Annotated in this window: 19 protein-coding genes and 1 tRNA gene; 11 read left to right on the top strand and 9 right to left on the bottom strand. The window is 46.4% G+C overall.

The features are described 5' to 3' along the window. Window positions 1-8: 8 nt before the first annotated feature. On the bottom strand, window positions 9-1,325 hold the full coding sequence (locus tag KOD92_RS15910) for a UDP-glucose dehydrogenase family protein (protein ID WP_215234565.1): 1,317 nt from the start codon (window positions 1,323-1,325) through the stop codon (window positions 9-11). A 211-nt stretch (window positions 1,326-1,536) separates the two neighbouring features. Between KOD92_RS15910 and KOD92_RS15905 the strand changes: the two genes are divergently transcribed. From KOD92_RS15905 to KOD92_RS15895, 3 genes are all read left to right on the top strand, one after another. Next, complete coding sequence (locus KOD92_RS15905; protein WP_215234564.1) at window positions 1,537-2,703, top strand: acyl-CoA dehydrogenase family protein; 1,167 nt, start codon at window positions 1,537-1,539, stop codon at window positions 2,701-2,703. Between the two features lie 122 nt (window positions 2,704-2,825). After that, window positions 2,826-3,743: an SPFH domain-containing protein gene (locus tag KOD92_RS15900; protein ID WP_229254699.1), complete on the top strand. Its 918-nt coding sequence runs from the start codon at window positions 2,826-2,828 to the stop codon at window positions 3,741-3,743. 1 nt (window position 3,744) lies between these two features. Continuing rightward, window positions 3,745-4,179: an NfeD family protein gene (locus KOD92_RS15895; RefSeq protein ID WP_215234563.1), complete on the top strand. Its 435-nt coding sequence runs from the start codon at window positions 3,745-3,747 to the stop codon at window positions 4,177-4,179. A gap of 65 nt (window positions 4,180-4,244) precedes the next feature. Here KOD92_RS15895 and pafA (KOD92_RS15890) read toward each other — a convergent pair whose 3' ends face one another. From pafA (KOD92_RS15890) to KOD92_RS15880, 3 genes are all read right to left on the bottom strand, one after another. Beyond that, window positions 4,245-5,891 (bottom strand): alkaline phosphatase PafA, encoded by a 1,647-nt coding sequence (pafA, locus tag KOD92_RS15890; RefSeq protein WP_215234562.1) that lies wholly within the window; start codon window positions 5,889-5,891, stop codon window positions 4,245-4,247. Window positions 5,892-5,944: 53 nt separating this feature from the next. Continuing rightward, the gene (pafA, locus tag KOD92_RS15885; protein ID WP_215234561.1) at window positions 5,945-7,615 is read right to left on the bottom strand and encodes an alkaline phosphatase PafA; all 1,671 of its coding nucleotides are present in this window, start codon (window positions 7,613-7,615) and stop codon (window positions 5,945-5,947) included. Between the two features lie 124 nt (window positions 7,616-7,739). Next, window positions 7,740-10,523 (bottom strand): M16 family metallopeptidase, encoded by a 2,784-nt coding sequence (locus KOD92_RS15880; RefSeq protein ID WP_406566170.1) that lies wholly within the window; start codon window positions 10,521-10,523, stop codon window positions 7,740-7,742. Window positions 10,524-10,679: 156 nt separating this feature from the next. Between KOD92_RS15880 and KOD92_RS15875 the strand changes: the two genes are divergently transcribed. Next, window positions 10,680-11,072: a hypothetical protein gene (locus tag KOD92_RS15875; RefSeq protein ID WP_215234559.1), complete on the top strand. Its 393-nt coding sequence runs from the start codon at window positions 10,680-10,682 to the stop codon at window positions 11,070-11,072. Between the two features lie 4 nt (window positions 11,073-11,076). Here the strand turns inward: KOD92_RS15875 and KOD92_RS15870 are convergent, their stop codons facing one another. Next, a complete protein-coding gene (locus tag KOD92_RS15870) occupies window positions 11,077-15,675 on the bottom strand; it encodes a translocation/assembly module TamB domain-containing protein (RefSeq protein ID WP_215234558.1) in 4,599 nt (1,532 codons plus the stop codon). Between the two features lie 72 nt (window positions 15,676-15,747). On the opposite strand from KOD92_RS15870, the gene tsaD reads away from it, so the two are divergent. Together tsaD and KOD92_RS15860 are read left to right on the top strand one after the other, a co-directional pair. Beyond that, on the top strand, window positions 15,748-16,746 hold the full coding sequence (tsaD, locus tag KOD92_RS15865; protein WP_215234557.1) for a tRNA (adenosine(37)-N6)-threonylcarbamoyltransferase complex transferase subunit TsaD: 999 nt from the start codon (window positions 15,748-15,750) through the stop codon (window positions 16,744-16,746). Between the two features lie 30 nt (window positions 16,747-16,776). Then, window positions 16,777-17,574 (top strand): MOSC domain-containing protein, encoded by a 798-nt coding sequence (locus tag KOD92_RS15860; protein WP_215234556.1) that lies wholly within the window; start codon window positions 16,777-16,779, stop codon window positions 17,572-17,574. Between the two features lie 48 nt (window positions 17,575-17,622). On the opposite strand, the gene lpxA is transcribed toward KOD92_RS15860, so the two are convergent. The 4 genes from lpxA to KOD92_RS15840 form a co-directional block, all read right to left on the bottom strand. Further along, window positions 17,623-18,432, bottom strand: a complete 810-nt coding sequence (gene lpxA, locus KOD92_RS15855; protein WP_215234555.1) for an acyl-ACP--UDP-N-acetylglucosamine O-acyltransferase — start codon at window positions 18,430-18,432, stop codon at window positions 17,623-17,625. Further along, window positions 18,429-19,820, bottom strand: a complete 1,392-nt coding sequence (locus KOD92_RS15850; protein ID WP_215234554.1) for a bifunctional UDP-3-O-[3-hydroxymyristoyl] N-acetylglucosamine deacetylase/3-hydroxyacyl-ACP dehydratase — start codon at window positions 19,818-19,820, stop codon at window positions 18,429-18,431. The genes lpxA and KOD92_RS15850 overlap by 4 nt, the downstream gene beginning before the upstream one ends. Window positions 19,821-19,870: 50 nt before the next feature. After that, the gene (gene lpxD / locus KOD92_RS15845) at window positions 19,871-20,911 is read right to left on the bottom strand and encodes a UDP-3-O-(3-hydroxymyristoyl)glucosamine N-acyltransferase (RefSeq protein ID WP_215234553.1); all 1,041 of its coding nucleotides are present in this window, start codon (window positions 20,909-20,911) and stop codon (window positions 19,871-19,873) included. An 81-nt stretch (window positions 20,912-20,992) separates the two neighbouring features. Further along, a complete protein-coding gene (locus KOD92_RS15840; RefSeq protein ID WP_215234552.1) occupies window positions 20,993-22,225 on the bottom strand; it encodes an HD domain-containing protein in 1,233 nt (410 codons plus the stop codon). A gap of 185 nt (window positions 22,226-22,410) precedes the next feature. Between KOD92_RS15840 and KOD92_RS15835 the strand changes: the two genes are divergently transcribed. The 5 genes from KOD92_RS15835 to KOD92_RS15815 all read left to right on the top strand — a co-directional run bounded on the left by KOD92_RS15835 (window position 22,411) and on the right by KOD92_RS15815 (window position 24,976). Continuing rightward, window positions 22,411-22,484, top strand: a tRNA-Ile gene (locus tag KOD92_RS15835). A 192-nt stretch (window positions 22,485-22,676) separates the two neighbouring features. Beyond that, on the top strand, window positions 22,677-22,973 hold the full coding sequence (locus tag KOD92_RS15830; RefSeq protein ID WP_215234551.1) for a hypothetical protein: 297 nt from the start codon (window positions 22,677-22,679) through the stop codon (window positions 22,971-22,973). A gap of 154 nt (window positions 22,974-23,127) precedes the next feature. Further along, a complete protein-coding gene (locus tag KOD92_RS15825) occupies window positions 23,128-23,331 on the top strand; it encodes a hypothetical protein (RefSeq protein WP_215234550.1) in 204 nt (67 codons plus the stop codon). A gap of 150 nt (window positions 23,332-23,481) precedes the next feature. Next, complete coding sequence (locus KOD92_RS15820) at window positions 23,482-24,525, top strand: sensor histidine kinase (protein WP_215234549.1); 1,044 nt, start codon at window positions 23,482-23,484, stop codon at window positions 24,523-24,525. A 7-nt stretch (window positions 24,526-24,532) separates the two neighbouring features. Beyond that, window positions 24,533-24,976 (top strand): response regulator, encoded by a 444-nt coding sequence (locus tag KOD92_RS15815; protein WP_215234548.1) that lies wholly within the window; start codon window positions 24,533-24,535, stop codon window positions 24,974-24,976. The last annotated feature ends 38 nt before the right edge of the window (window positions 24,977-25,014 follow it).

The raw sequence follows: 25,014 nt of genomic DNA, 5'->3' as shown, positions 1-25,014 counted from the left end.
ATTGTTGGTCAGGCCGGTACCACTTTCTCGCGACCGATGCTGTAATAGGTGTACCCCATTTCACGGATCTGATCCAACTCGTAAAGATTTCTTCCGTCAAAAATTACCCGGTTTTTAAGCAACTTACCCATTTTCTCAAATTCAGGTGTACGGAACTGCGGCCATTCTGTGAAGATAGCCAGTGCATCCGCATCATCCAGTGCTGCATAAGGTGTGTGGCAGAACGTAACTTTGTCGCCCAATATCGCTTTCACGTTGTTCATCGCCTCCGGATCGTAAACGGTCACATTTGCGCCAGCTTCTAGGAATGCTTCGATATTTTCCAATGCAGGTGCTTCGCGGATATCGTCAGTGTAAGGTTTGAAAGCCAATCCCCACACAGCGATCGTTTTGCCTTTCAGGTCTCCGCCAAAATATTCTTTGATCATCGGAAGCAATTTCTTCTTCTGATCATCATTTACATCCATTACAGATTGCAGGATGCGGAAATCGTAGTTATAGTCTCTTGAAGTTTTAGCCAAAGCCTGAACATCTTTCGGGAAGCAGCTTCCGCCGTAACCGATTCCTGCGAAAAGGAAACGCTTGCCAATGCGGCTGTCGGTACCGATACCGCGACGGATATCATCCACATTTGCTCCTACTTTTTCGCACAGGTTGGCGATCTCGTTCATGAAAGTGATTTTCATGGCAAGGAAAGAGTTCGCCGCGTATTTGGTCATTTCAGCTGAACGTTCGTCCATGAAAATAACCGGGTTACCCTGTCTTACCAAAGGAGCGTACAATTTCTCCATTACTTTTTTAGCCTTGCTGGAAGTTGTTCCAACCACCACACGATCAGGCTTCATGAAATCTTCAACCGCCACACCTTCCCTCAGGAATTCAGGGTTAGAAACCACATCGAAATCGATTTTTGCATTCGCTGCGATCGCTGCACTTACTTTTTCAGCCGTTCCCACAGGAACTGTGCTTTTATCAACAATTACTGCATATTGCTCTAAAATAGGGCCCAGATCGTGCGCTACTTTTAATATATATTTAAGGTCGGCAGAACCGTCTTCACCCGGAGGGGTTGGCAATGCCAGGAAAATAACCTCAGCACCTTTGATACCTTCAACAAGGTCAGTAGTAAAAATCAAACGACCTTCCGCAACGTTACGATCGAAAAGCACATCCAATCCCGGCTCGTAGATCGGGATCTCCCCTCTCTGCAACATCTCTACTTTTCTAACATCAATGTCGACACATGTAACCTGGTTGCCTGTTTCGGCGAAGCAAGTACCTGTAACCAAACCAACATAACCTGTTCCTACAACTGCGATTTTCATAAAATGTGATAATTGTTATATAACCTATACCGTGAGTAATTCTATTAAAGTGCTGGATTGGATTTATTCAAGTACGAACAACGCAACCGGTTGCAAAAGTAATTTTTTTCAATGAATGTTCACCGAACGAGCGCCGATTTGTTCGTATATGGCTAGCGTATTTATCTAATTCTCATTATCATTGATTAATTCAAAGATAATCATCAACAATATGGAGACCAGAGATTCCGAATCAACACACGCGCAAAGAGAAGAGACCTGCAAGCTCATCCAGGAAACCGTCCGCGACTTCGCCGCCACACAGATCAGGCCCAACATCAGGATCTGGGACGAACAGCAATTTTTCCCACGGGAAATATTCAACCAATTAGGTGATTTGGGTTTAATGGGAATGCTAGTGCCGGAGGAATATGGCGGCTCGGCACTTGGCTACAAAGAGTATGTTACCGCCATAATCGCATTGTCAAAAGTAGATCCGTCGGTCGGACTGTCTATGGCTGCGCACAACTCATTGTGTACCAATCACATTTGCATGTTTGGTAACGAAAGTCAGAAACAAACCTATTTACCGAAACTGGCAACAGGTGAGTTTGTGGGTGCGTGGGGATTGACCGAACCAAATACCGGCTCGGATGCCGGCAATATGCGCACAACAGCAGTGAGAAGTGGCGACGGCTGGATCATTAACGGTTCTAAAAATTTCATTACCAACGGAAAAACGGGCGACGTTACTGTACTGATTACGAGAACGGGCGAGCCCGGCGACAAACATGGTGCCACCGCATTTATCATTGAAAAGGGCACGAAAGGCTTCACGGCTGGCCGCAAGGAAGATAAGTTAGGAATGCGTGCCTCCGAAACGGTGGAACTGATTTTTGAAGATTGTCACATTCCGGACAGTCAAAGACTCGGTGAGATTGGTGATGGATTTATACAATCCCTCAAAGTGCTCGACGGAGGGAGAATATCAATCGCCGCATTATCAATTGGAACTGCATTGGGCGCCTACGAAGCTGCGCTGGCCTATTCAAAAGAGCGGAAACAATTTGGCAAATCAATTTCTGATTTTCAGGCTATTGCATTCAAGCTCGCCGATATGTACACCGATATTCAGGCTTCTACTTTACTCACATTTCACGCGGGTGATTTAAAAGATGCAGGGCAAAAAGTGACACTACCGAGTGCTGTCGCCAAATACCATGCTTCCGAAACGGCGGTTCGTGTCGCCAACGAGGCTGTACAGATCTTTGGCGGTTATGGATATGTAAAGGATTATCCTGCGGAGAAATTCTACCGCGACAGCAAGCTTTGCACAATAGGTGAAGGGACCAGTGAAATTCAGAAAATGGTAATATCAAAAGAAATATTAAAAGAATAACAATCCAAAACCACCCATCCGCTCAGGTAACCGGCAGGCAACTTTCTGTGGCATTGATACAAGAACCGTTGCAACGCTATCCCGGAATGGCTATTTTCGCATTGAACCTAATCTAACGTGTTATGTCAACTTCTCTGATTGTATTGCTGGTGCTCGTGGTTTTAACGGTCCTGATGACCGTCAAAGTAGTTCCGCAACAGACCGCCTATATACTTGAACGATTGGGCAAATTCGATGCAGTACTTCAGCCGGGGATCAATTTCATTATCCCTTTCTTCGACCGGATCGCATACAAATACACTTTGAAGGAAACCGCCATAGATATTCCGGAGCAGATCTGTATTACACGGGATAATGTGCAGGTACGGATGGACGGTGTGATATTTATTCAGGTGATTGATCCTAAAAAGGCGGCCTACGGTATTGCTGACCACTCTTTTGCAGTGATTCAGCTGGCGCAGACCACCATGCGGAGCGAGATAGGAAAGCTGGATCTGGACAAAACCTTTGAAGAGCGTATGACGATCAACCGGGCGGTTGTAGAATCCATCGACGAAGCTGCTATTGGCTGGGGCGTGAAGGTTTTAAGATATGAGATCAAAAATATTACGCCGCCACAAAGCGTTTTGAACGCCATGGAAAAACAAATGCAGGCGGAACGTGAGCGCAGGGCCGTAATTCTGCAATCGGATGGTGAAAAGCAGGCTGCGGTAAATGTGGCGGAAGGCCAGAAACAGAAAGCAGTTTTAGAATCGGAAGGTTTGAGATTACGGCAGATTAATGAAGCGGAAGGAGAGGCGGCTGCATTACGGTCGGTAGCCGAAGCAACCGCTGAAAGTATCAGACTAGTGGCAAATGCAATTAATACGCCGGGCGGCCTGGAAGCGGTTCAGTTGAAGGTTGCCGACAATTATGTGGAGCAGTTTGGTAAACTGGCCAAAGCAGGAAATACGCTGATATTGCCGGCTAATTTAGGAGATATCAGTTCCCTGATCGCCACCGCGCTGACTGTTGTTAAATCATCAGAACCGAAAAAATAGTATGGACTTATCGTTGCCACAAATATGGCTTATCGTCGGACTGATTATGCTCCTGGCGGAACTGGTAAGTGTTTTACTGGTATTCGTATTCTTTGCGATCGGAGCTTTGCTGACTTCGTTACTAACCGTGATAGGCATATTGCCTACCACAGAAAGTCAGATCCTGGCATTCTCGGCTATTTCGCTTGTTTCCTTACTCGTACTCCGCAAGCACGCCCGAAAATTGCTTGATCGTACTGGCAACTCGGGTTATACGGAGTTTGTGGGAGAAACAGCGATGGTGATCAAGGATATACCCAACGACGGAGAAGGAAAAATTTACTACCGCGGCGCAGAATGGAAGGCGCTGGCCAATAACCACAGTTCCATCCCGGCCGGAAGTAAGGTAGTAATCAAAAAGACAGAGGGGATTGTTTTGATTGTTGAAGAATCGTGAGCTGTTAGCTGTTAGCTGTTAGCTGTTAGTTTTCGCTAAAGGCTAACAGCTAAACAACAGCCAACTCACTTCTTCAAAGCCTCCTCAACCGCATTTCCTACATTCCCGCTACCAGGCAGAATATGCAGCAATGCAGCGATCGTAGGCGCGATGTCTGAAACATAGGTGCGTTTTAGCGTTTCCCCTTTATTTACACCCCAACCAAAAAGTACGAAAGGAACCTGCGTGTCGTAATTGTAGGGTGTTCCGTGTGAGGTACCGGTGAATGTGCCGTAAAACCAGCCCGGCAGCGCCAGTATCTGAATATCCCCGCTGCGTTTTGCATTCACATTATTCTTGTACAATTCAAGCTGGTACGTATTAAGCGGCGCTTTGCCCATATCCGTCAGGTCGATCACATCGGCGATCCCGGGAACGGTCAATGCCGCTTCCCGCACAACCTGCGCTACGGAAGCAACTGTCAGCTTTTTAGTTTTTAACAATTGATGATCCAGGTACAACTGATTGTTAGCTGTACTCACAATGTATTTTTCTTTTCCAAAAGCTTCATTTAAAGCCTCCGTTACAGTCTTTGTCAGCACTTTCCTCTCTACCAATCCTGATGGTAACTTATGCTCGGCCGCAAAACCGGGAACGTCTACAACGCCGTGATCGGCAGTGAGGAATACGGTATACTGGCCTTTGCCCACATATCCGTCAAGAAAATTGAACAGATCGGCCAGCTCGCGGTCGAGGCGGAGGTAATCATCCTGCTGCTCAACTGAATTGGGCCCTACCCTGTGCCCGATCTTGTCAGGAGAAGAAAAACTGATCGCCAGAAAATCCGTCTCGGCGCCTTTTCCCAGTTTTTCACCCTTAACAGCCTCAATCGCCATTTCTTTCGTGATCGTATTGCCCCACGGCGTATCGGTCACCACGCCAAATGCGTCCCCGGCCAAACCCGCCAGATCGTAAGGAAAAACGGGTTTTTGAGAGCCGGGCAACTTACCTTCCCAGGCTACATCGTCCGGAGAGCTTTGTCCGTAACTATCGGCAGATAATAGCAGGTCCCACCCTTTTTTCAGGTATTCAGAAGGCATTTTCTTCGCATTGTAATCCTTTGCCCACTGCGGCAGATCATCCATATAAAAAGTACTGCTCACCCAGTTACCGGTTTTAGAATCAAACCAATAGGCCGCATTCGCCGTGTGTCCGGCAGGCAGTATCGACCCTCTGTCTTTAATCGCGACACCAACCGTTTTCGAGCGGAAGTTGGTTGCAATGCGCAATTGGTCGGTAACAGTACTGGTTAAAAGATTTTTAGGGGACATTTTCCCAACACTGCCAGTGGCGCTGCCGACCGTTTTGACAGTACTATCTTCTACACAATAAATCTCCTGCTTCGCAATAGGATCATACCATTCATTGCCGACGACACCATTGATCGCAGGCACTGAGCCGGTATACACCGACGCGTGACCCGCTGCGGTAACAGTCAGCGCGTAGGGATAGTGATTATTTCTGCAATTAAAACCCTCATTCATCATTCGCTTGAATCCACCTTCAGTATACGAATCATAATACCGATACAGGTAATCGTAGCGCATTTGATCCACTACAATCCCGACAACCAGTTTGGGGCGGGCGATGGTACTTGGTTTAGTTACCGCTTTCTTCGCAGTTTGCGCATTCGCCGCAAAGGCTACCAGCAGACACAGGACAATTTTTTTCACTCTTAAAGGATTTAGATTAAAATGGTATTCAAAAGAACTTCTTCAATGCTATTCTACTTTTTTAAAGCTTCCTCAACCGGGTTACCCACGTTTCCGCTTGGCGGCAGAATGTGCAGCAATGCGGCGATCGTAGGTGCAATATCGGCAATAGTGGTCCTGCGCAGCGTTTCGCCCTTATTTACACCCCAACCATAAAGCAGAAATGGAACGTGCGTATCGTAATTATAGGGTGTTCCATGGTCGGTGCCGGTGGCAAAAGTGGAGGCAAACCAGCCTGGCTGCATGATCAGCTGCAAGTCCCCGCTCCTTCTTGCATTAATATTGTTTTTGTATAATTCCAGTTGATACGTATTCAAGGGAGCTCTTCCAATATCAGTCAGGTTGATCACGTCCGCCACTCCGTGCACGGCAAGCACAGCTTCGCGGATCACAGGAAAGGCATCGGCAACTGTGACCTTTTTCTCTTTCATTACCTTGTTATCAAAATAGATCTGATAATTCTCAAATCCCGAAATGTACTCGGCCTCACCGAAAGCATCGTTCAGGGATTTTACAATAGCGCGGGTTAGAATAGTCCCGGTCATCGTTCCGGCGGGTAGTTTGTGATCCTGCCAAAATCCTGGAACATCGGCCGCTCCGTGGTCTGCTGTCAGGAAAACGGTATAATTTCCCTTTCCTGCCCAGCTGTCAAGGAACTGCAAGAAATCTGCAAACTCCTGATCCATTTTGATGTAATTATCCTCCTGCTCCACCGAGTTGGGGCCAAAAGTGTGACCAATGCGATCGGGGGAAGAAAAGCTGACAGCCAGAAAATCAGTTTCCGCGCCTTTCCCCAGATTCTCCCCTTTAATCGCCGCTATCGCCATTTCCTTGGTCAATGTATTTCCCCAGGGCGAAGTGATCACCGGGCCGAATGCATCACCCGCGTTGCCCACCAGATCGTGCGGAAAAACGGTTTTATCATTGGAGCTGAGCTTACCTTCCCAGATCGCGTCGTCTTTGCTGCTTTGTGTATATTGGTCAATCGGGAACATGGTAGTCCAGCCTTTTCCAGCATATTCAGCAGGCTTTTTGAGGTTGTTATAATCAGTTACCCACTTTGGAAGCGATTCCATATAATAGGTACTTGTTACGAAATTCCCTGTTTTTGAATCAAACCAATAGGCACCACTCGCTGCGTGACCAGCCGGTAAAATCGACGCCCTGTCTTTAATGGCAACACCGATCGTTTTAGAGCGAAAATTGGTCGCGATCCGCAGCTGGTCGGTTACTGTGCTCACGAGTAAATTGCGCGGCGACATTTTTCCAACGGTAACATTACTGCTCCCAACCGTAGCTACTGTATTGTCTTCGGTACAATACACGCCCTTTTTCAGTGCCTTATCATACCATTCATTTCCGATAATCCCATTGATCGCCGGCAGCGAACCTGTGTACACAGCCGAATGCCCTGCCGCAGTGACGGTCAGCGCATATTGATAGTGGTTATTGCGACAGTTGAAACCCTCATTCATAAGTCTTTTCAAACCGCCTTCCTTATATTTATCATAATAGCGGTACAAATAATCGTAGCGCATCTGGTCCACCATAATACCCACTACGAGCTTCGGGCGGGCAAGTTTTGTGGAAGGGGCGGCTGATTTTGCTTTTGCCTGGCTGTGCGCCGGCATATTGGATATCCCCGCAAATAAAAGCGCGAGAACGACGGACTGAATACATTTCATGAGCAATTCCTTTCGGTACTGAGAGTTTTAAGAAGATTTGGCAAAGTTAGAAATGTAAGCCTTGTAAAGCAGAAAAACCGGCGCAATTTGCAGCCGGCTTTTCTGATCAGTTTTTCACAACAATTTATTTTTTCTCACTTCCTCCCAGCTGGGCCGGCGCACCTGTGGCAGGCGCTCCTTTTTTAGATTTTTCAAAATCCCCCGCCTTGATGATCACAAGCTTATTATAGTCAATATGTTTGTTAAATGCCGACTTGATCTGCTCCGGCGTCAGTTCAGCGATCTTTTTCTCAAAATCAGCATCCCACTGCATCGTCCGGTTCAGGTACAAATTGTTGGTCAGCGTATTGGCCAGCGAAGCATCCTGCGACCTCGCCACCTGCCGAGACTGCAAATAGCCCGACTTTGCCGCCTTTAATTCCTCCGCTGTAAAACCGTCTTTCAAAGCTTTTTCAATCTCTTCCTTGAAAGCAGCTTCCAGTTTCTGCGCGTTTTCAGGTGCATAAATGGCGTAAGACATGAAAGTACCGCTCTTGTCCAGCGAGCTCGCCGAGAATTGCGAACCTACGCCGTAGCTCAGCCCATCTTTTTGCCTGATCCGCGTCGCAAGCCGGGAGTTCAGGAAACCTCCGCCCAGCATATAGTTACCCATGATCAACGCGGGATAATCCGGATCCGTATCCTGCAAAGGCATTCCCATTCCGGCTACAAACATTGCATTCGCCTTATCGGGTGTTTCCAGTGCTTTGTTTTCTGCTTTTACAACCTGGTAAGGAGAGGCGATGCGCGTAAACGGTTTCGCGCTTTTCCAGTTACCAAACTCCGCATTGATAATCTTTTCCGCGGCCGCTTTGTCAAAATCACCCACGATCGTTGCCGATGCATTATTCGCGCCGTAAAAATCTTTGTGAAATGCCTTGATCTGGTCAATTGTAGTCGATTTAATGCTCTCCACATCTTCATCAAAAGTACCTACATAGCGAATGTCGCTTTTCGGGTAAGGATTCGTGATCCTTCGGTATTGATTAAATGCGATCATCTGCGGCTCGCTGCGCTGCGATTCAATGCCCGCCAGTTCTTCCTGTTTTAGTTTTTCAAATTCATTTTCATCGAATGCAGGCGTTTTCAAAACTTCCGCTACCAGTTTCAAAACAGCCGGCAGGTTTTCTTTTGTAGTTTCAATATTCGCACCAGCCTGATTATTAGCACCAAAGAAACTAACTCTCGCTTTCAGCTTGTCGAATTCGTCTTTGATCTGCTGCCGCGTTTTCGTTTTGGTACCTTTATCAAGCATAGAACCCGTCAGATCGGAGATCGCTGCTTTGTTCATCAGGCTTTTTTCGTCTCCGTAACGCAGCGTAATGCGGGCAGCGACTACATTTCCTCTTGTTGTCTTGGGTAAAAAAGCAGTTTCGATCGTATTCGCCTTTTCGGTTCTCGCAGTCCTCGTTTCTACATTCGCTGGCGACGGATCAAATGCCTCTCCCTCCGCTACTACCGCCTCCCCTTTGTAATTTTTCACCAATTCCTGCACATTAGGTGCCTCAGGAATTTCGGCTCTCACCGGTTTCGCGTCAGGCATAAATGTTCCCAGCGTCCGGTTTGAAGGTTTGAAATAATGCTGACCTACTTTGAAAACATCCTCGGGAGTTACCTTACGGATATTGTCCCGAAAAATAAAAGCCAGCCGCCAGTCACCCGTCGCAATCGACTCGCTGATACTTAGTCCAACCCGCTCGGAGTTTCTGAATTCCAGGTCCCAGTTTTTCAGGATCGTCGTTTTCGCCCGTTCCACATCCTCGGCAGAAGGTTTCAGGATCGCAGCAGAATCGAGTGTCGCAACCAATGCCTGTTTTGCTTCGTCCAGAGACTTTTCCTTCAATATTTCCGCCCCGAAAAGCACGAAACCCGGATCGTAGAGCTGGAAGCTGTAACCAAACTGGGAGGAAGCTTTTTTGCTTTCAACAAGGTTTTTGTAGAGTCTTCCGTTCGGCTCCGTGGTGAGCAGCTCCGTAAGTACTTCCATGGCAGGATAATCTGCATGTGAGCCTGGCATAATATGGTAAAGCGCCATCAAAAACTGCACATCGCCCGTACGTTTCAGCTCTACAAACCGCTCACCGTCCTGAATAGGCTCCGACGTGTAAGATTTAGGCAGTACGCGCGTTGGTTTAGGTATTTTACCAAAATACTCATTGACCATCGCAATTGTCTTCGCCTCATCCACCTTACCCGCCACAGTCACCACTGCATTGTCGGGCTGGTAATATTTTTTATAAAATGCCTGTAAGTTTTCTATCGGCACGCGCTCAATGTCCGAACGGTTACCTATTGTAGACTTTCCATAGTTGTGCCAAAGGTAAGCCCCGGAGATCACACGCTCCATCAACACATCGAAAGGACTATTTTCTCCTGATTCAAATTCATTCCTGACTACACTAAATTCACTGTCAAGGTCTTTTTTCGCAATAAAAGAATTCACCATTCTGTCGGATTCCAGGTCCAGCGCCCATTTCAGGTTTTCTTCGCTGGCCGAAAAGGTCTCAAAATAGTTGGTGCGGTCGTACCACGTCGTGCCGTTCGGACGGGCGCCGTGCTCTGTAAGTTCCTGGGGGATATTCGGGTGTTTGGGAGAACCTTTAAATACAAGGTGTTCCAGCAAATGCGCCATTCCCGTTTCACCATAACCCTCGTGCCGGGAGCCTACCAGATACGTAACGTTCACCGTAATCGTCGCCTTCGAAGGATCGGGAAACATCAGCACTTTCAGGCCGTTTTCCAGGTTGTATTCTGTGATACCCTCCACAGAAGTAACCTTGGTAACCCCTTTTGGCAGCGTTTGCGCGAACGCCGGAACCGCCAGTAGTGCAGCCAGCATCACACCGACCATCTTTCTTTTAGAATTCATGACCATATCAGAATGAATTGGATTAGATTTACAATGCTTGAAAATACTTCAGAATATATCGCGAAACAATGGGTTTTGGATAAATGGTACGAGCAGGCATTTGCAACATTTTGCAACCCTTTACGAGTATATGTTTTAAAATCAGTTCAAAGAATAATGACGTTCAATAAAATCCTCAGTTTCCTTTTACTTGCTATTTCCGCCGCAGTTCTAAACGGCTGTTCAAGTGGTATCCCTATCTCTACCAATACCAAATATCCGATCGAAGTTTTGTATGAAAATCAACCGGTGGAGCGGCCCTATTCAGAAATCGGTGTGGTAGAAATTACAAGTGAGGATACATTAACCGATCGCCAGACGCAGGACCGGAGAATGATGTACCGCGGAAACGACCCTAAAACGAAAGAGCTGCTCACGGCGAGACTGGTTATCAAAGCACAGAAAATAGGCGCCGATGCATTGATCAATGTGACTTACAAGTACTATACAAGTGTTAAAAAAGAGGGATATATTCTGAGTGGGCTGGCGGTAAGGTACCGGGGAGAATGAGGTACTAACGCGAAGAATTCTTCTCGGAGATCATCTTTTTGGCAGTAGTATCCTGGCGCGAAGAATCCGCCGGAATCACGTATGGAATGGTTACCGAAGGTTTTGTTATTGGATTGAAACGGTTGAAACTGCGTGTAAACTGCATACTTACCCCGCCAGTTGTCACCGTATTATTAAGCGAAAGCGGATTCTGGACATTCCGGTTATAAGCTTTCACCCGCACCGATCCCCGGCTATTGAGCCAGTATTCCAGCGTCCATTCTCCGAGTAAACTTACCGCATCGTATGCGGTAGCGCCCGTCTGATTTTGCGCACCGGAAGTAAAACGCCCATCCCGCGTAACCCTGAACCGGTCATTTAAAAACCGGTAAGAAAAGCGCAATTGCAGGTTATTCAATGCATTCTGATCCAGCGACAAACCCGAAACACCTACTTCCAGGTTCTCATTAATACCCGAAGCCCACCGGCTGATCTGGTTCGAAACGAGCTCGCTGATACTGCTGCCCAGGAAATTCTGGCTGCCAACCGTCGCGAGGCTGGTCTCGGGCAAAAGCTGATTTACGACCAGCAAACTACTAACCTGCCGGCTCAATTCCTGCTCGTCGGATTTAAGTTTGTTCTGAAATGCTTCCAGCTGCCCGCGATACGTATTTAACGACGGATTATCCAGTATTTTGAGATCATAGCGGATCAGAGGCGACATCAATCTTTCCGACAAACCGATCGTCACTTCCACCGGATATCGCCTCGAAAGCGCATCATTGGTTGTGGTTAAACTGCTGGTATTCGGCAGAACGCCCGCAAGCGAAACAAGTTGGGTATAACCCGCTTTCACATCCAGAATCGCCCCGTAAGGATCGCCAGACCACACAATGCGGCTGCCCGGCTTGATACTAAATTTCTTATTGATCACATTCTGCAGTGTGAAATTATACTCGCCGCGCTCGATCTCGTACGTCCCCGCCATGGTGAAATCTCCCTGGGTATCAATGTTCAGGCTCAGTCTGCCCGATCCATTTCCCCTTAAAATATCTCCTGTTTGTCTGTCGAATATGATCTCGCAAGTCGCATCAGGTGTGAGGTTGAAATTGAAGTCCATCTTAATACCACCCGCAACCTGGCTGCGGCTCAGTGAATCGGAACTGCTGGTGGCTGTACTGTCTGCGGCGGGTAACTTACTTACAAACTGAATGTAATCCTGTGTCGCAACCTCGGTTGCCCCATCGAGCGGAATATAGATCTTCGTGCCTTTATTACTACTTACGTTAGCCTCGATATTCAGGTTGTTAATAGGTCCAAAAACAGCAACGGGGCCGGTTACATAAGCTGTGCCGTAAAATATGCTGTTGTCTTTCGAAGTGGTATTCAATATTTTGAAGTTCCGCAGATCGGCGTTGAAACCCAGTGAGAAGTATTTAAAACTGTCATGAAACACCCCGCCGCGGACAGAAGCTGTATTGCCATCGCCGTCGGTCACCGTGATATTGTTCACAGTTATTTCACTTTCTGTAAAATTGATCTTGTCGTTAAATTGGAATACAGACTGTAAATAGTCGAACTTCATCCGTCCCTGTTCCACCATCAGCGAACCTTCAAGTACCGGCGCATCAATCTCGCCTTTGATAGAAACAGTCCCCTGCGCGCGGCCGCCAATATCCGATACCAGCCCCTCAGTAAAGGGTTCGAGTGCTTTGAAATCAATATGATTGAAGATCGCTTTGAGGTCCAGCGTATTTTCATCGAGTTTAGGACGATAGGAGCCGATCAGATTGAACACCCGACGTGCATTTTTGCTGAGTTGCGCATCGATTTGCAGTTCGCTGGTAATCTGGTCCCAATCGCCGGTGCCGGACAAATTCCCGAATTCGTACTGCGAGTAACCCAGACTTTCCACATTGAAACTTGCATCCAGGATCACACTATTGTAAACGTCTTTGATCCTGGCAGAACCGTCCATAATACCCGCCAGTTTTGTATTTAAAACTTCGTTCAGACTATTTAAACGAAAGTTCTTGATATCCAGCAACATACTTTTTTCAGGATTTTCCGAAGCGGTGCCACTGACGAAGATGCGCTGTTTCCCGCTCACCAACCCAACATTTGACAAAGAAACCTCTCTTCCCGCGATGGATATCAGGCTTTGCGAAGGCACAGCCCATTCTTCATCCAGCAGGCTCAGTTTGGAATCTTTGAAACTAATATCAAAACCAGCAGCCAGAAAGCGGATTTCCCCTGCCAGATTAGCCTTATTCGTACTTTTTACCTGATGTACCGCGCCATTGAAATCAATATGATCTTCGTCCCAGGTTCCTTCCATTTCCAGCTTCTCGGTCGGGACCAGCACGCTCATTTGCTGCTGGCCGGAAGTGACCAGGATGGAAGCGAGTACCTCGGCATTGTTCACAAATTTGGAGGTAGTAACATCCAGTTCTGAGTTTACAAACTGATTTGTACCATATCGTAGCGTGTCAGAAGCTGCGTTCAGGGTCAGGATTGCGGTATTGTCCATTCTGAAAATACCTTCGGCACGTGCTCCGGGAGATACATAAATATCCGGGTTCAGGAATGCGAGAAATCGGGAGAGGTTTCTGGTTTCAATATCATATTCGATCTGATAGCGGTCCTGAACCGACTGAACAGGCTTTCTCGCATAGTACTGCGTACGGTTTGCTTCGGTTTCAAAAAAGTAAAGCTTATATTCATCCATTAAGCGCACCAGATCTTTCCACGATTGCGTAGGCATAAAATCTCCCTGAACCTTGGCGGAAAGAAACTCGCTTTCCAGTTTCAAAATCCGGTTCTGATCGTTCTTCCGTGATGAAAAAGTGAGCGTATCAATGACAAGATTCCGATCCTGATTTGTCATTAACATATAAGTATTCAACAACTTAGCTTCGCCGGTCAGCTCATCTACCGTATTTCCGGAAACATTTACATTGAGCTGAGTTCGCAATGTGATCGGGTCAGCTGTAAAACCAAGTGCTGACAGATTTGCTTTTTCAATAACTCCCTGAACATCAAACGAATTTTGCGCCTTCGAGAGATCGAATTCGCCTTCTAGGTTCAACACGAGGTTGGTATCTTTCGTACTTACAAGTCCATTGAAATACTGATTTTGAAGATTTCCCTTTAATCTGATATTCTTATAATCATAATTGCGAAAACCTACCCTGCCAACCAACGCATTCATATCCGTAGAAGCGAACTGCAATTCCAGTCCTTTCCCAAAAACTTTACCCTCAAAATCAAGCTGTTGCCACGTTTCTTCCTGATCCAGTAATTTACCCAGCTCAAAACGGCGCGTCTTTACCTCCCCTGAATAGGTAGTTGATTGGGCATCCGCAATATGAAAAACGAGGTCGCCCGCGATTTCACCCATCTCGGAAGACGCATTCGCCGCGACCATAAAATCTTCGAGAGTTCCTTTAAAACTTCCGTCCAGCAGCGTCGACCCGAATTTTTGCAGCGTAGCATGCATATCCCACTCAGGGTAATATTGAACAATATCTGCCGGCTCAATCTTCGAAGCGGAAAGCTTGATATCCATTTGGACACCTTCGATGGTAGGCAAGCCTTTGAAACCCAGACTTCCCGCCAGCCGGCTTCCATTCCCAAACCGGAGATCCGTATTTGTCACTACAAAATCATCGACCTTCCCATTAAAATCCCCAGAGATCTGCCACGTTTCATTCAGCGCATCGACATAACTTGAAAACAGCCCGAGATCACGCGAATCTACGTGGCTGCCGACCAAATGCCCCTTCATCCTCACCTTATGGTTAAAATCTCCCAGCTCACCCGAACGGTTGTAGAAGAATATGACCTCGTCTTTCAACCGGGAATTTCCAATGCGCGCGTCCAGTTCTTTCAGCTCCATTTTCTTTTGGCAAAACAAAAAACGCGTATCGAGATCGTGCATTTCCAGGCCGGTTTGCACGTCGATCGTTTTCATGTTTTTGGCAACAAAAGAAATGGTATCTCCCTGTACGAGGAAGTTTTTCAGGTCGCCGTAAAGGTGATTAAGTTTGAAGTGTGAGTAATCGAATACGCGCTTCCCCTTGTATCTGGGCTGGCGCGGATCGTCGTAAGTGAACGTTCCGTCGATCACTTTTGACTTACCTATTATAAATGGAATGTTGTTTTCAGGTGCATTTGCCGGCCGGCGAACTTTGGGTGCAGTCAGCTCATTGATCCGTTCAATAAAGCCGTCGATATTCAGGTAACCCGATTCAGGAACGATCGCAAGCCGAACTTTGGGCTGGAATACATTCACCTCATCCAGATAAATCTCTTTGGAGGAATTATTGATGATATAATCAAGATCAAGATTGACGTCAATGCGACCGACATCGATCATATCCTGATCGCTGGTGTCCTTCACAGAAACTCCTTCCAGCGACACGACGTCAAACCACTTGATATTAACTTTCTGAATAGTAATGGGATACCCGAGTTTAGCGGAAACCCGGTCGGCGGCAGTTTGAACAGCCCAGGTCTGCACGGAGGGAAGCTGGAGCGCAATGGTCAGGATACCGAGCGCAAGCAGCGCGAAGATCATCACCACAATCAAACCATTGCCGAACGCCCTGAGGAATTTAAACATATATGACAGCTTCGCAGGCGATACTGCTTATCTTGTTGTTAATGCTTAATTTTGTGAATAATTCAATAGTTTATGAATATCCTCGCCATCGAATCTTCGTGTGACGAAACCTCCGCAGCCGTAATCACTAACGGGGAAATCCGCTCCAATGTTGTTGCTACGCAGCTCATTCACACCCTTTACGGTGGAGTAGTGCCTGAATTGGCTTCGCGCGCGCACCAGCAACATATTCTACCAGTGGTAGATAAAGCACTGAATGATGCAAAAGTAACAAAAAAAGGCCTGGATGCTATTGCTTTTACACGCGGACCAGGCTTATTGGGCGCGTTGCTCGTAGGTACTTCCTTCGCAAAATCAATGGCGCTCGGGCTTGGCATTCCGCTTATTGAGGTCAACCACATGCAGGCACACGTGCTCGCGCATTTCATCAGCGACCCCAAACCAGCTTTCCCATTTTTGTGCCTAACCGTAAGTGGCGGGCATACGCAAATCGTGAAAGTTTTGTCGCCGCTCGATATGGAAATTATCGGCGAGACGCGTGATGACGCGGTTGGAGAAGCTTTTGATAAAACTGCCAAACTGCTCGACCTGCCCTATCCGGGCGGCCCGCTGATCGATAAATACGCTGCTGAGGGAAATCCCGGCGCGTACGCATTCCCGCTTCCCGAAATGCCGGGACTTGATTTTTCATTCAGCGGTATTAAAACCTCGTTTATGTATTTCCTACAAAAACAGGTTCGTGAGAATCCAGCATTCGTCAGCGAAAATCTGCCGGATATCTGCGCAAGCATTCAGTTTACACTGGTTAATATTTTGTTGAAAAAACTTAAAAAAGCAGCCAGGGAAACGGGGATCAAAGAAATTGCGATAGCCGGTGGTGTTTCTGCCAATTCCGGTTTGCGTAAATCTTTACTTGAACTTGGGCAAACCTTGAACTGGAACGTGTACATTCCCGCATTTGAATACTGCACCGACAATGCAGCGATGATCGCTATTGCTGCGCATTACAAATATTTGGAAAGTGATTTTTGTGACCAGACAGTCAGTCCGCTGGCAAGAATGGATTTTTGAACCAATAACAATCAGTACTGATCAATATTTATGCAACTCTCTGAAATCTGGATTTATCCAATAAAATCACTGGGCGGAATCAGGCTCAGCGAAGCGCAAATGGAAGAAAGAGGGTTGCAATATGACCGCCGCTGGATGTTGATCGATGAAAATAACAAGTTTGTTACCCAGCGATTTTTACCAGTAATGACGCTGATAGAAGTGGCATTGAATGAAGACAATCTGCAAATCTGGCACCGGGATGAACCTGAGGATATATTAACAGTACCATTTGAACCGGTAACCGCACAAAAGCGGGAAGTAACTATTTGGGACGATGTGGTGGAGGCGCTGACTGTTTCCGAAGAAGCAGATAGCTGGCTAAGTGCCCGCCTCGGACTTTCAGTTCAATTGGTGAAAATGTCGGAAAGTACAGAACGGAAAGCTGATCCTAAATATGCAAAAAACGGCGAGATCGTGAGCTTCGCAGACGGATATCCCTGCCTGATCATTTCGGAAGCGTCACTGGAAGACCTCAACGCCCGGCTTGATAATAAGATCACAATGAAGCGTTTCCGGCCGAATTTTGTAATCTCCGGAACCGCGCCGTTTGAAGAAGATAACTGGAAACAGATCAATATCGGCGCTGCCAGTTTTGAAATTGTAAAACCCTGCGCCCGCTGCGTACTCACTACTATCGATCCCGAAACTTCCGAAAAAGGCCCCGAACCACTCAAAACGCTGGCTGGCTACCGGAAGGTCAACAACAAGATCCTTTTTGGCCAAAATCTGGTCGCTACTTCGCTAGGTATGGTGCGTGAAGGAGATTCTGTGACGGTTAGCGCATAAAAAAAAGCGCCTATCCGGCGCTCTTATCAATATCAGGTGTGGAAAAATTTAAGCTTCTGTTTCGCTCGCTCCGTTGGTCTGAAAAGGACTTTTCATAATACCTCTTTCTGAATTCCGGACGAAGTTGATAATCTCGTCGCGCTCATTTGATGGCGGAAGTTCCAGTTCTATTTTTTGCAAAGCCTCCGCATTGTTAAACCCGCGCATAAATATGTAGCGGTAAATATTCTGGATCTCAACGATCTTGTCGTTGCTATATCCTCTGCGGCGAAGACCCACCGAGTTGATACCCGCATAAGAAATAGGCTCGCGTGCCGCCTTCGTAAATGGAGGTACATCCTTGCGGACCAGCGATGCGCCGGACACAAATGCGTGAATACCTATTTTAACAAACTGATGTACAGCACTTAATGCACTCACAATAGCCCAATCGCCAACGTGTACGTGACCCGCCATTTGCACATTATTCCCAACGATACAGCTGTTTCCAATCCGGCAATCGTGGGCAATATGGGCATAAGCCATAATCAAACAATCGGAGCCTACAACGGTTTTCCAGTGTTCTTCCGTACCCCGGCTGATCGTCGCATATTCCCGTATCGTCGTGTTATCGCCGATTACGGTAAGTGTGTATTCGTTGTTGTATTTCAGGTCCTGTGGCGTAGCTGATATGACCGCGCCCGGGTAGATGCGGCAATTTTTACCAATCCTGGCGCCAGAGTTGATTACAGCGTGTGAGCCGATCCAGGTCCCTTCACCAATCTCAACATCTGAGTGGATCATGGCAAAAGGTTCGATCTCGACATTTTGAGCGACTTTCGCGTCAGAATGAATATATGCTAAGGTGGTTGGTGTCATTTTTTCTTTACCAGGCTTGCTATCATATCAGCTTCACATACCAGTTGGCCCGCGACGTATCCACGGCCACTCATTTTTACGATACCTCTTTTCATCGGAGAAGTAAACTCACATTTAAAAATAACGGTATCTCCGGGAAAAACATTACGGCGGAAGCGGCAGGCGTCAATACCTATCAGATAAGGCCAGTAATTATCTGGGTCGGGAACACTTGTCAATACGAGGATCCCGCCCGTTTGCGCCATTGCTTCCAGCTGTAAAACGCCCGGCATGACCGGGTTTCCAGGGAAGTGGCCCAGGAAAAATTGCTCGTTAATAGTCACGTTCTTCACACCTACCACACTGTTTTCGTCCAATGCAATGATCTTATCGATCATTTGGAAAGGATAACGGTGTGCCAGCAGGTTTCCGATCTGATTGATATCAAAAACGGGCGCTTTATTCGGATCATATTGCGGAATATCGCCTTTGCCCGATTTGATCAGTTTCTTGATCTTTTTGGCAAGTGCTACGTTCGCTGCATGTCCGGGACGGGCGGCAAGGATCTGTGCCTTGATAGGCCGGCCAACCAAAGCAAGGTCGCCGATCAGATCCAGCAGTTTGTGCCGGGCCATTTCGTTGGGATAATGCAGATCAACATTATTCAATATCCCTTTCGATTTGTTGACACTCACTTTTGGTTTGTTCAAAAGCTGTGACAAATGATCAAGTTCTCCGTCCTGCACTTCGCGGTCCACGATCACGATCGCATTGGTCAGGTCGCCGCCTTTGATCAGGTTTTGACGGTACAATGCTTCAAGCTCATGCAGGAAAACAAACGTGCGGCATTCTGCGATATCGTCTTTGAACAAAGTAATATCATTCAAAGAAGCATGCTGGCTGCTGATCACAGTTGAATTGTAATCAACCATCACCGTTAACCTATAATCCGAAAGCGGCAATGCAGCCAGCTCGGTATCGTTTTCTTTATTGATGTAATGGACGTATTCCGGTACTTCGAAATAGTTGCGGTAGGCGTTTTGTTCTTCAATTCCCGCATCCAGCAGCGCATCTACAAACTTGATCGAGCTGCCGTCCATAATCGGAGGCTCAGGGCCGTCAAGCTGGATGAGTACGTTGTCAATCTGTAACCCTACCAATGCAGCGAGCGTGTGCTCCACTGTATGGATACGGGCTCCGTTTTGCTCAATAGTGGTTCCTCTCGAAAGATCTACCACATTGTCCACATCGGCGTCTACAATAGGTTGATCCGGTAAATCGACGCGCTGAAACTTGTATCCGTGGTTAGCTGCTGCGGGAACGAAAGTCATCGTCGCAACTACACCTGTATGTAAACCCACTCCAGTTACGGATACTGATCTGGAAATGGTTTGTTGTTTTTCGTTCATTAGTAATTCCTTTTCTGCATAAAGGCTTGTTGGGTATTTTGGTGATTTTTCTACTGAAAATCAGAGGTTTCCTGTTTCCTTTCAAGATCTTTTAGCCGCTCTTCCATCTCAGGAAGCCTTCTTACCAGCGCCATGGATCTTAAATGTTCGTTCAAATCACGTGCCGGAGATCCGGAGAAAGACAGTCCTTCCTTTTTCACGGATTTTCCCAATCCACTTTGTGCGCCGATCTTGGTATTATTTGCAATCGTAATATGACCAACTACACCAACCTGCCCTGCAATTACACATTGCTCACCCACGGTTGTCGACCCTGAAACGCCCGACTGGGCTGCAATAACGGTATTTTTTCCAATCTCGACATTATGCGCGATTTGGACCAGATTATCTATTTTAACTCCCTGTCTGATGATCGTCGATCCCATTGTGGCACAATCAATCGTGGTATTGGAGCCGATATTCACATCGTCTTCAATAATTACATTACCCAATTGGGGAATTGATTTGTACGTACCATCAGCCTGCGGAGCAAATCCGAAACCGGCGCCGCCAATAACTGCATTAGCCAGGATCACACAGTTTTTACCGATGATCGTATTGTCGTAAATTCTTGCACCCGGGTGAATAATCGTGTGATTCCCAATGGTCACATTGTCGCCAAGATAAGTATTAGGATAAATTTTTACCCCGTCGCCGATCACGCAATTTTTACCGATGTAAGAGAATGCCCCCCGGTAAACATCCGAGCCGACCTGGCTGTTGTCACCTATAAAACAAGGCTGTTCAACACCTGATTTATTCTGGGAAAGTCTTTTTTGATATTCTTCAAGAAGAATTGTGAAGGCGGTGTAAGCATTTTCCACATATATTAATGTAGTGGAAACCTCCTTTTTGGGAGTAAAATCCTTATTGACTATAACCGCGGAAGATAGTGTGGAATAAACGTAAGGTTCGTATTTACTGTTGGCTAAAAAAGAGATGCACCCCGGACGCCCTTCTTCAATTTTAGCAGCCGAATCTATTGTAATTTTTTCATCTCCAACAATGGTTCCATCAAGCATTTGGGCAATCTCGCTGACAGTAAATTTCATATTTTTCGGCTAATTTCGGGTAATGTATTTCGAGTAAGTTGCGCAAATTATTAAGACGGGTTCTTCTTGATATGATCCTTACTAACCACGCAAAGATACATTTTTAGCCCAACATACATAGTACTTGCGTACAATCTTAGTGAGCGCTTCGATGGTCGGAATATCCGATGCATCTGCAATATCAAGCAAAACTCCGTTCTTCATTTTCACGCGGATCGGGTCCTGTTCTTTCGCGTAAGACAAGTTGGCTGTTTCGCCTTCGATCAGAAAAAAATGTAATTCTTCCTCCTTCACGCCGGCGCTTCTCAACTGTTTTTTTAACGGTTCCAGCACTTCGTTACCGGGAGGTTCCTTGTAAAACTGGATTTTAAACAAGTCCCTGTTTAATAATTTTCTGCATAAAACGGACAGAACGGGATCTTGGTGTGTTTTCCACCCTTTTACAGAAGCCCATACGTCATTATCGTCCAAACCGTTGAAAGCCTCCATCAGATCAGGAAGCGTATCGAAGTCTTCCAGCTTAAACTCATTATGGAGAAATCGTTCAAAATCGGGGGTAGCAAATAATTTTTCACCATTCTGTACCAATTCCCGCGCCCGGAACAGGATCTGCGTGAGCATTGCCTGTGCACTCAATAAGGTTTTATGTAAATAAACCTGCCAGTACATTAATCGTCTCGCGTGCAGGAAGTTCTCAATACTTAATAACCCTTTTTCCTCTATTACCAGCTGATCGTGGCTGATATCCAGCATTTTAATCAGCCTATCGGCACCGATGGAACCTTCGATAACACCTGTATAAAAACTGTCGCGGTTGAGGTAATCCATCCTGTCCATATCCAGCTGGCTGGAAATCATCTGGTGAAAAAACTTTCGCGGGTACGTCCCTTCAAACATTTGAATGGCAATATCCAGTCGCCCGTTCATTTGCCGGTTCAGCTCTTTCATCATCGCAAGTGTGATAGACTCGTGCTCCACGCCAGGCAGCATCACGCTTTCCAGCACGTGCGAAAATGGCCCGTGACCGAGATCGTGGAGCAAAATTGCAGCCTGCGCCGCTTCCAACTCAGGTTCCCAGATCAAATGTCCCTTTTCCTGCAAAGCCCTGAGTGCCTGGCTCATCAAATGCATAGCGCCCAGTGCGTGGTGAAAACGCGTGTGCAATGCGCCCGGGTACACAATATCGGCAAGACCGAGTTGCTTGATTCTCCGGAGCCGCTGCAAAAAAGGATGGTCGACCAGATCGTAAAGCAGATCGGATGAAATCGTTATAAACCCATAGACAGGGTCATTGATTATCTTTCTTTTATTCAAAGCAATTTTTTTTCAAAAGTAATAAAAGAAGCAACGGAGGAAAGAAGTTATTCTTGCCAATATCGTTTGGAGAATTGCACGCTTTCGCTAATTTTGCACTCCAATCACGCCCATGGCGCGAGGGCCTATAGCTCACAAAGCGTTTGCCCGGTCGATTAGAGCAACTGACATAAATATAAGTTTAGGGGCCTATAGCTCATTCGGTTAGAGCAACTGACTCATAATCAGTAGGTGCCTGGTTCGATTCCAGGTGGGCCCACTATAAATCAAGCACTTAGCGAGAATTCGCTAGGTGCTTTTTCTTTTGGTTGCAATAGTTTTTATCTAGGCAATTGGCTTGTCGGTTCGAATCTGATATTATCCAGTTGATAAACCTTGCGCAATCGCATAACCTTCGCTTAGTCTGGCACGTACATTGCTAAGACACACCCTGTATCAAATTTTTACTACTATGGAGCAGATGAAAATAGATCCAGAAATGCAGGTGCCGGTTGATTACGAAAATGACAGATTAACGAGGAACATCAAATTATTCAGGCCTACTGTTTATAAAGAAGGGGACGCATTCTGCTGCCTGCTTGGGCCTGACCCGACAACCGGCATCTTCGGATCCGGACCAGACCCCGAAGCAGCTATGTTAGATTGGGAGAATCAGTTAAATGATTATATCCATGAACGCCGCCCCGGCGATCCCTTGGCGGATTATGTATTGGATATGCTAACGACGTCGAAGGACAACGTTTGGTAAACAAGTCTAAACGCGCTCAGGAATGCCAGGCGCAGTTTTTTCGGCTAGCGCTTGCCTCAAAAATATATACCTTGGAAGTTTTCACAACATTCGTAGTGTGTAATGGATGCGCTTGAATAGTATTGGCTGTGCCTATTAAAGGCTACCTTCGGGTATGAAAATCAAAATATTAGCAAAAAAAGATCTCCCGCCGCCTAATTCCACATTGAAATTCAGGATCAAAAACACTACCAACTGGCGCGTTGGCTATACCGACAGCGAAGCCGGGGATTTTGTACAGGAAGTGGGTGGCATCATTTACAGTTATTCCTGGAACCAGATTGATGAATATTATCTGACTACTCCCGTCCTGCCGTAATATAAAGCGATTATTCAGCCTCGTGATCGCACATCTACATAAACTACTTCCCTACTGATAGCGAATTAATTCAGGTTGACTATCCATTAATTAGGTCTACCTTTCACTATATCAGTTTCTTAGTTCCCTCAACATTATATTCAGTGACTTATGGACAAATGGGAAGATCCACAGTTGGTACTTGTTTCTGCCGATGAACTACGCTTTCAAGATACAGAAAGAGACAAGCGGGCAAAAGAACTTATCATCGCCAACAAGGAACTGGTATTCCAAAATAAGGAAAAAGGAAAAAGGGCAGATGAGCTGATCATAGCGAACCGGGAACTGCTGCGTCAGAATATTGAGAAGGGAAAAAGGGCAGAAGAACTAATCAAGGCTAATGAAGAACTTGCCCTGCAAAACGCAGAAGTCAAGAAGCTGTCGGTAGAACTGGATCTGCTCAATAAAGAACTTGCATTACAGTACATTGAAAAGGAAAAACAAGCCTTGATCCTGGAAGCTGCCAATCAGGAACTGGAGTCATTTTCTTATTCTGTCTCTCATGATTTAAGGGCTCCGTTGAGGGCTGTAAATGGTTTTACCCAAATCCTTCTGGAAGATTATATTCAGGAACTGGGTGAGGATGCGCAATACTTACTAACAGAGATTATTGCCAATTCGAATAAAATGGGGCAATTAATCGATAACCTGCTGGATTTTTCCCGTTTGAGCAAACAGCAAATTTCAGTATCCAATGTGGATACTGACAAAATGGTAAAGTCGGTCATTACACAGCTTAGGCAATTAGAGCCTGGCCGCGAAATCAGTTTCGACATCAAAGAGCTTGACGTTGCAACCGGCGATCCCAGTATGCTGAGGCAGGTTTATGTAAACCTGATTTCCAATGCGATGAAATACTCTTCTAAAAAAGAGCTGGCCCACATTGAGATCGGGTGTTTTCCAAAAGACGGTTTCTGTACTTTTTACATTAAGGATGACGGTGCGGGTTTTGACATGACGTATTATGACAAGCTTTTCGGTGTGTTTCAACGCCTGCACAGCAGCAACGAATTTGAAGGGACCGGCGTGGGATTGGCTATTGTGCAAAAAATAATCGTCAAGCATGGCGGCAAGGTCTGGGCCGAAGGGAAAGTGGGCGAAGGCGCTTGTTTTTACTTTTCAATTCCCATCCCCGCTGAATTACCTCTTACTTAACTGACGAATGGAAAACCAAGAGATCCAGATCCTGCTGGTAGAAGATAATAAGTCGGATGCTGCACTGACGATCAGGGCACTTAAAAAACATAATCTTGCCAATAACCTGGTCCATCTCATTGATGGCGCGCAGGCCGTTGACTTTATTTTCGGGAAGGGGGAATATTCCGATCGAAATCCGGATATCAAGCCAAGGGTGATATTTCTGGATATCAAGATGCCTAAAATAAATGGGCTGGAAGTGCTTAGGATCTTAAAAGCTGATGATAGTACCAGAATGATACCTGTTGTCATGATGACTTCTTCCAAGGAGGAAAAAGATATTATTGAAAGCCATAAGCTTGGCGTCAACAGTTATGTTGTCAAACCGCTCGGCTTTGAGAATTTCTCGAAAACGATCGCCGAACTTGGATTTTACTGGCTCGCTGTAAACAATGCACCGCGGCAATAATCTGCGCCGCTTCAAATCATAATTCACAGCAAACTGCT

The sequence above is a fragment of the Dyadobacter linearis genome (assembly GCF_907165045.1).
GTDB classification, from domain to species: Bacteria; Bacteroidota; Bacteroidia; order Cytophagales; family Spirosomataceae; genus Dyadobacter; species Dyadobacter linearis.
The sequence above is the reverse complement of the archived record's forward strand: the minus strand, read 5'-3'. Positions and strand labels throughout refer to the sequence as shown.

Coding starts and splice junctions, on each gene's coding strand:
- KOD92_RS15910 (WP_215234565.1), bottom strand. CDS start 1,325: ATGAAAATCGCAGTTGTAGGAACAGGTTATGTTGGTTTGGTTACAGGT.
- KOD92_RS15905 (WP_215234564.1), top strand. CDS start 1,537: ATGGAGACCAGAGATTCCGAATCAACACACGCGCAAAGAGAAGAGACC.
- KOD92_RS15900 (WP_229254699.1), top strand. CDS start 2,826: ATGTCAACTTCTCTGATTGTATTGCTGGTGCTCGTGGTTTTAACGGTC.
- KOD92_RS15895 (WP_215234563.1), top strand. CDS start 3,745: ATGGACTTATCGTTGCCACAAATATGGCTTATCGTCGGACTGATTATG.
- pafA (WP_215234561.1), bottom strand. CDS start 7,615: ATGAAATGTATTCAGTCCGTCGTTCTCGCGCTTTTATTTGCGGGGATA.
- KOD92_RS15880 (WP_406566170.1), bottom strand. CDS start 10,523: ATGAATTCTAAAAGAAAGATGGTCGGTGTGATGCTGGCTGCACTACTG.
- KOD92_RS15875 (WP_215234559.1), top strand. CDS start 10,680: ATGACGTTCAATAAAATCCTCAGTTTCCTTTTACTTGCTATTTCCGCC.
- KOD92_RS15870 (WP_215234558.1), bottom strand. CDS start 15,675: ATGTTTAAATTCCTCAGGGCGTTCGGCAATGGTTTGATTGTGGTGATG.
- tsaD (WP_215234557.1), top strand. CDS start 15,748: ATGAATATCCTCGCCATCGAATCTTCGTGTGACGAAACCTCCGCAGCC.
- KOD92_RS15860 (WP_215234556.1), top strand. CDS start 16,777: ATGCAACTCTCTGAAATCTGGATTTATCCAATAAAATCACTGGGCGGA.
- lpxA (WP_215234555.1), bottom strand. CDS start 18,432: ATGACACCAACCACCTTAGCATATATTCATTCTGACGCGAAAGTCGCT.
- KOD92_RS15850 (WP_215234554.1), bottom strand. CDS start 19,820: ATGAACGAAAAACAACAAACCATTTCCAGATCAGTATCCGTAACTGGA.
- lpxD (WP_215234553.1), bottom strand. CDS start 20,911: ATGAAATTTACTGTCAGCGAGATTGCCCAAATGCTTGATGGAACCATT.
- KOD92_RS15830 (WP_215234551.1), top strand. CDS start 22,677: ATGGAGCAGATGAAAATAGATCCAGAAATGCAGGTGCCGGTTGATTAC.
- KOD92_RS15825 (WP_215234550.1), top strand. CDS start 23,128: ATGAAAATCAAAATATTAGCAAAAAAAGATCTCCCGCCGCCTAATTCC.
- KOD92_RS15820 (WP_215234549.1), top strand. CDS start 23,482: ATGGACAAATGGGAAGATCCACAGTTGGTACTTGTTTCTGCCGATGAA.
- KOD92_RS15815 (WP_215234548.1), top strand. CDS start 24,533: ATGGAAAACCAAGAGATCCAGATCCTGCTGGTAGAAGATAATAAGTCG.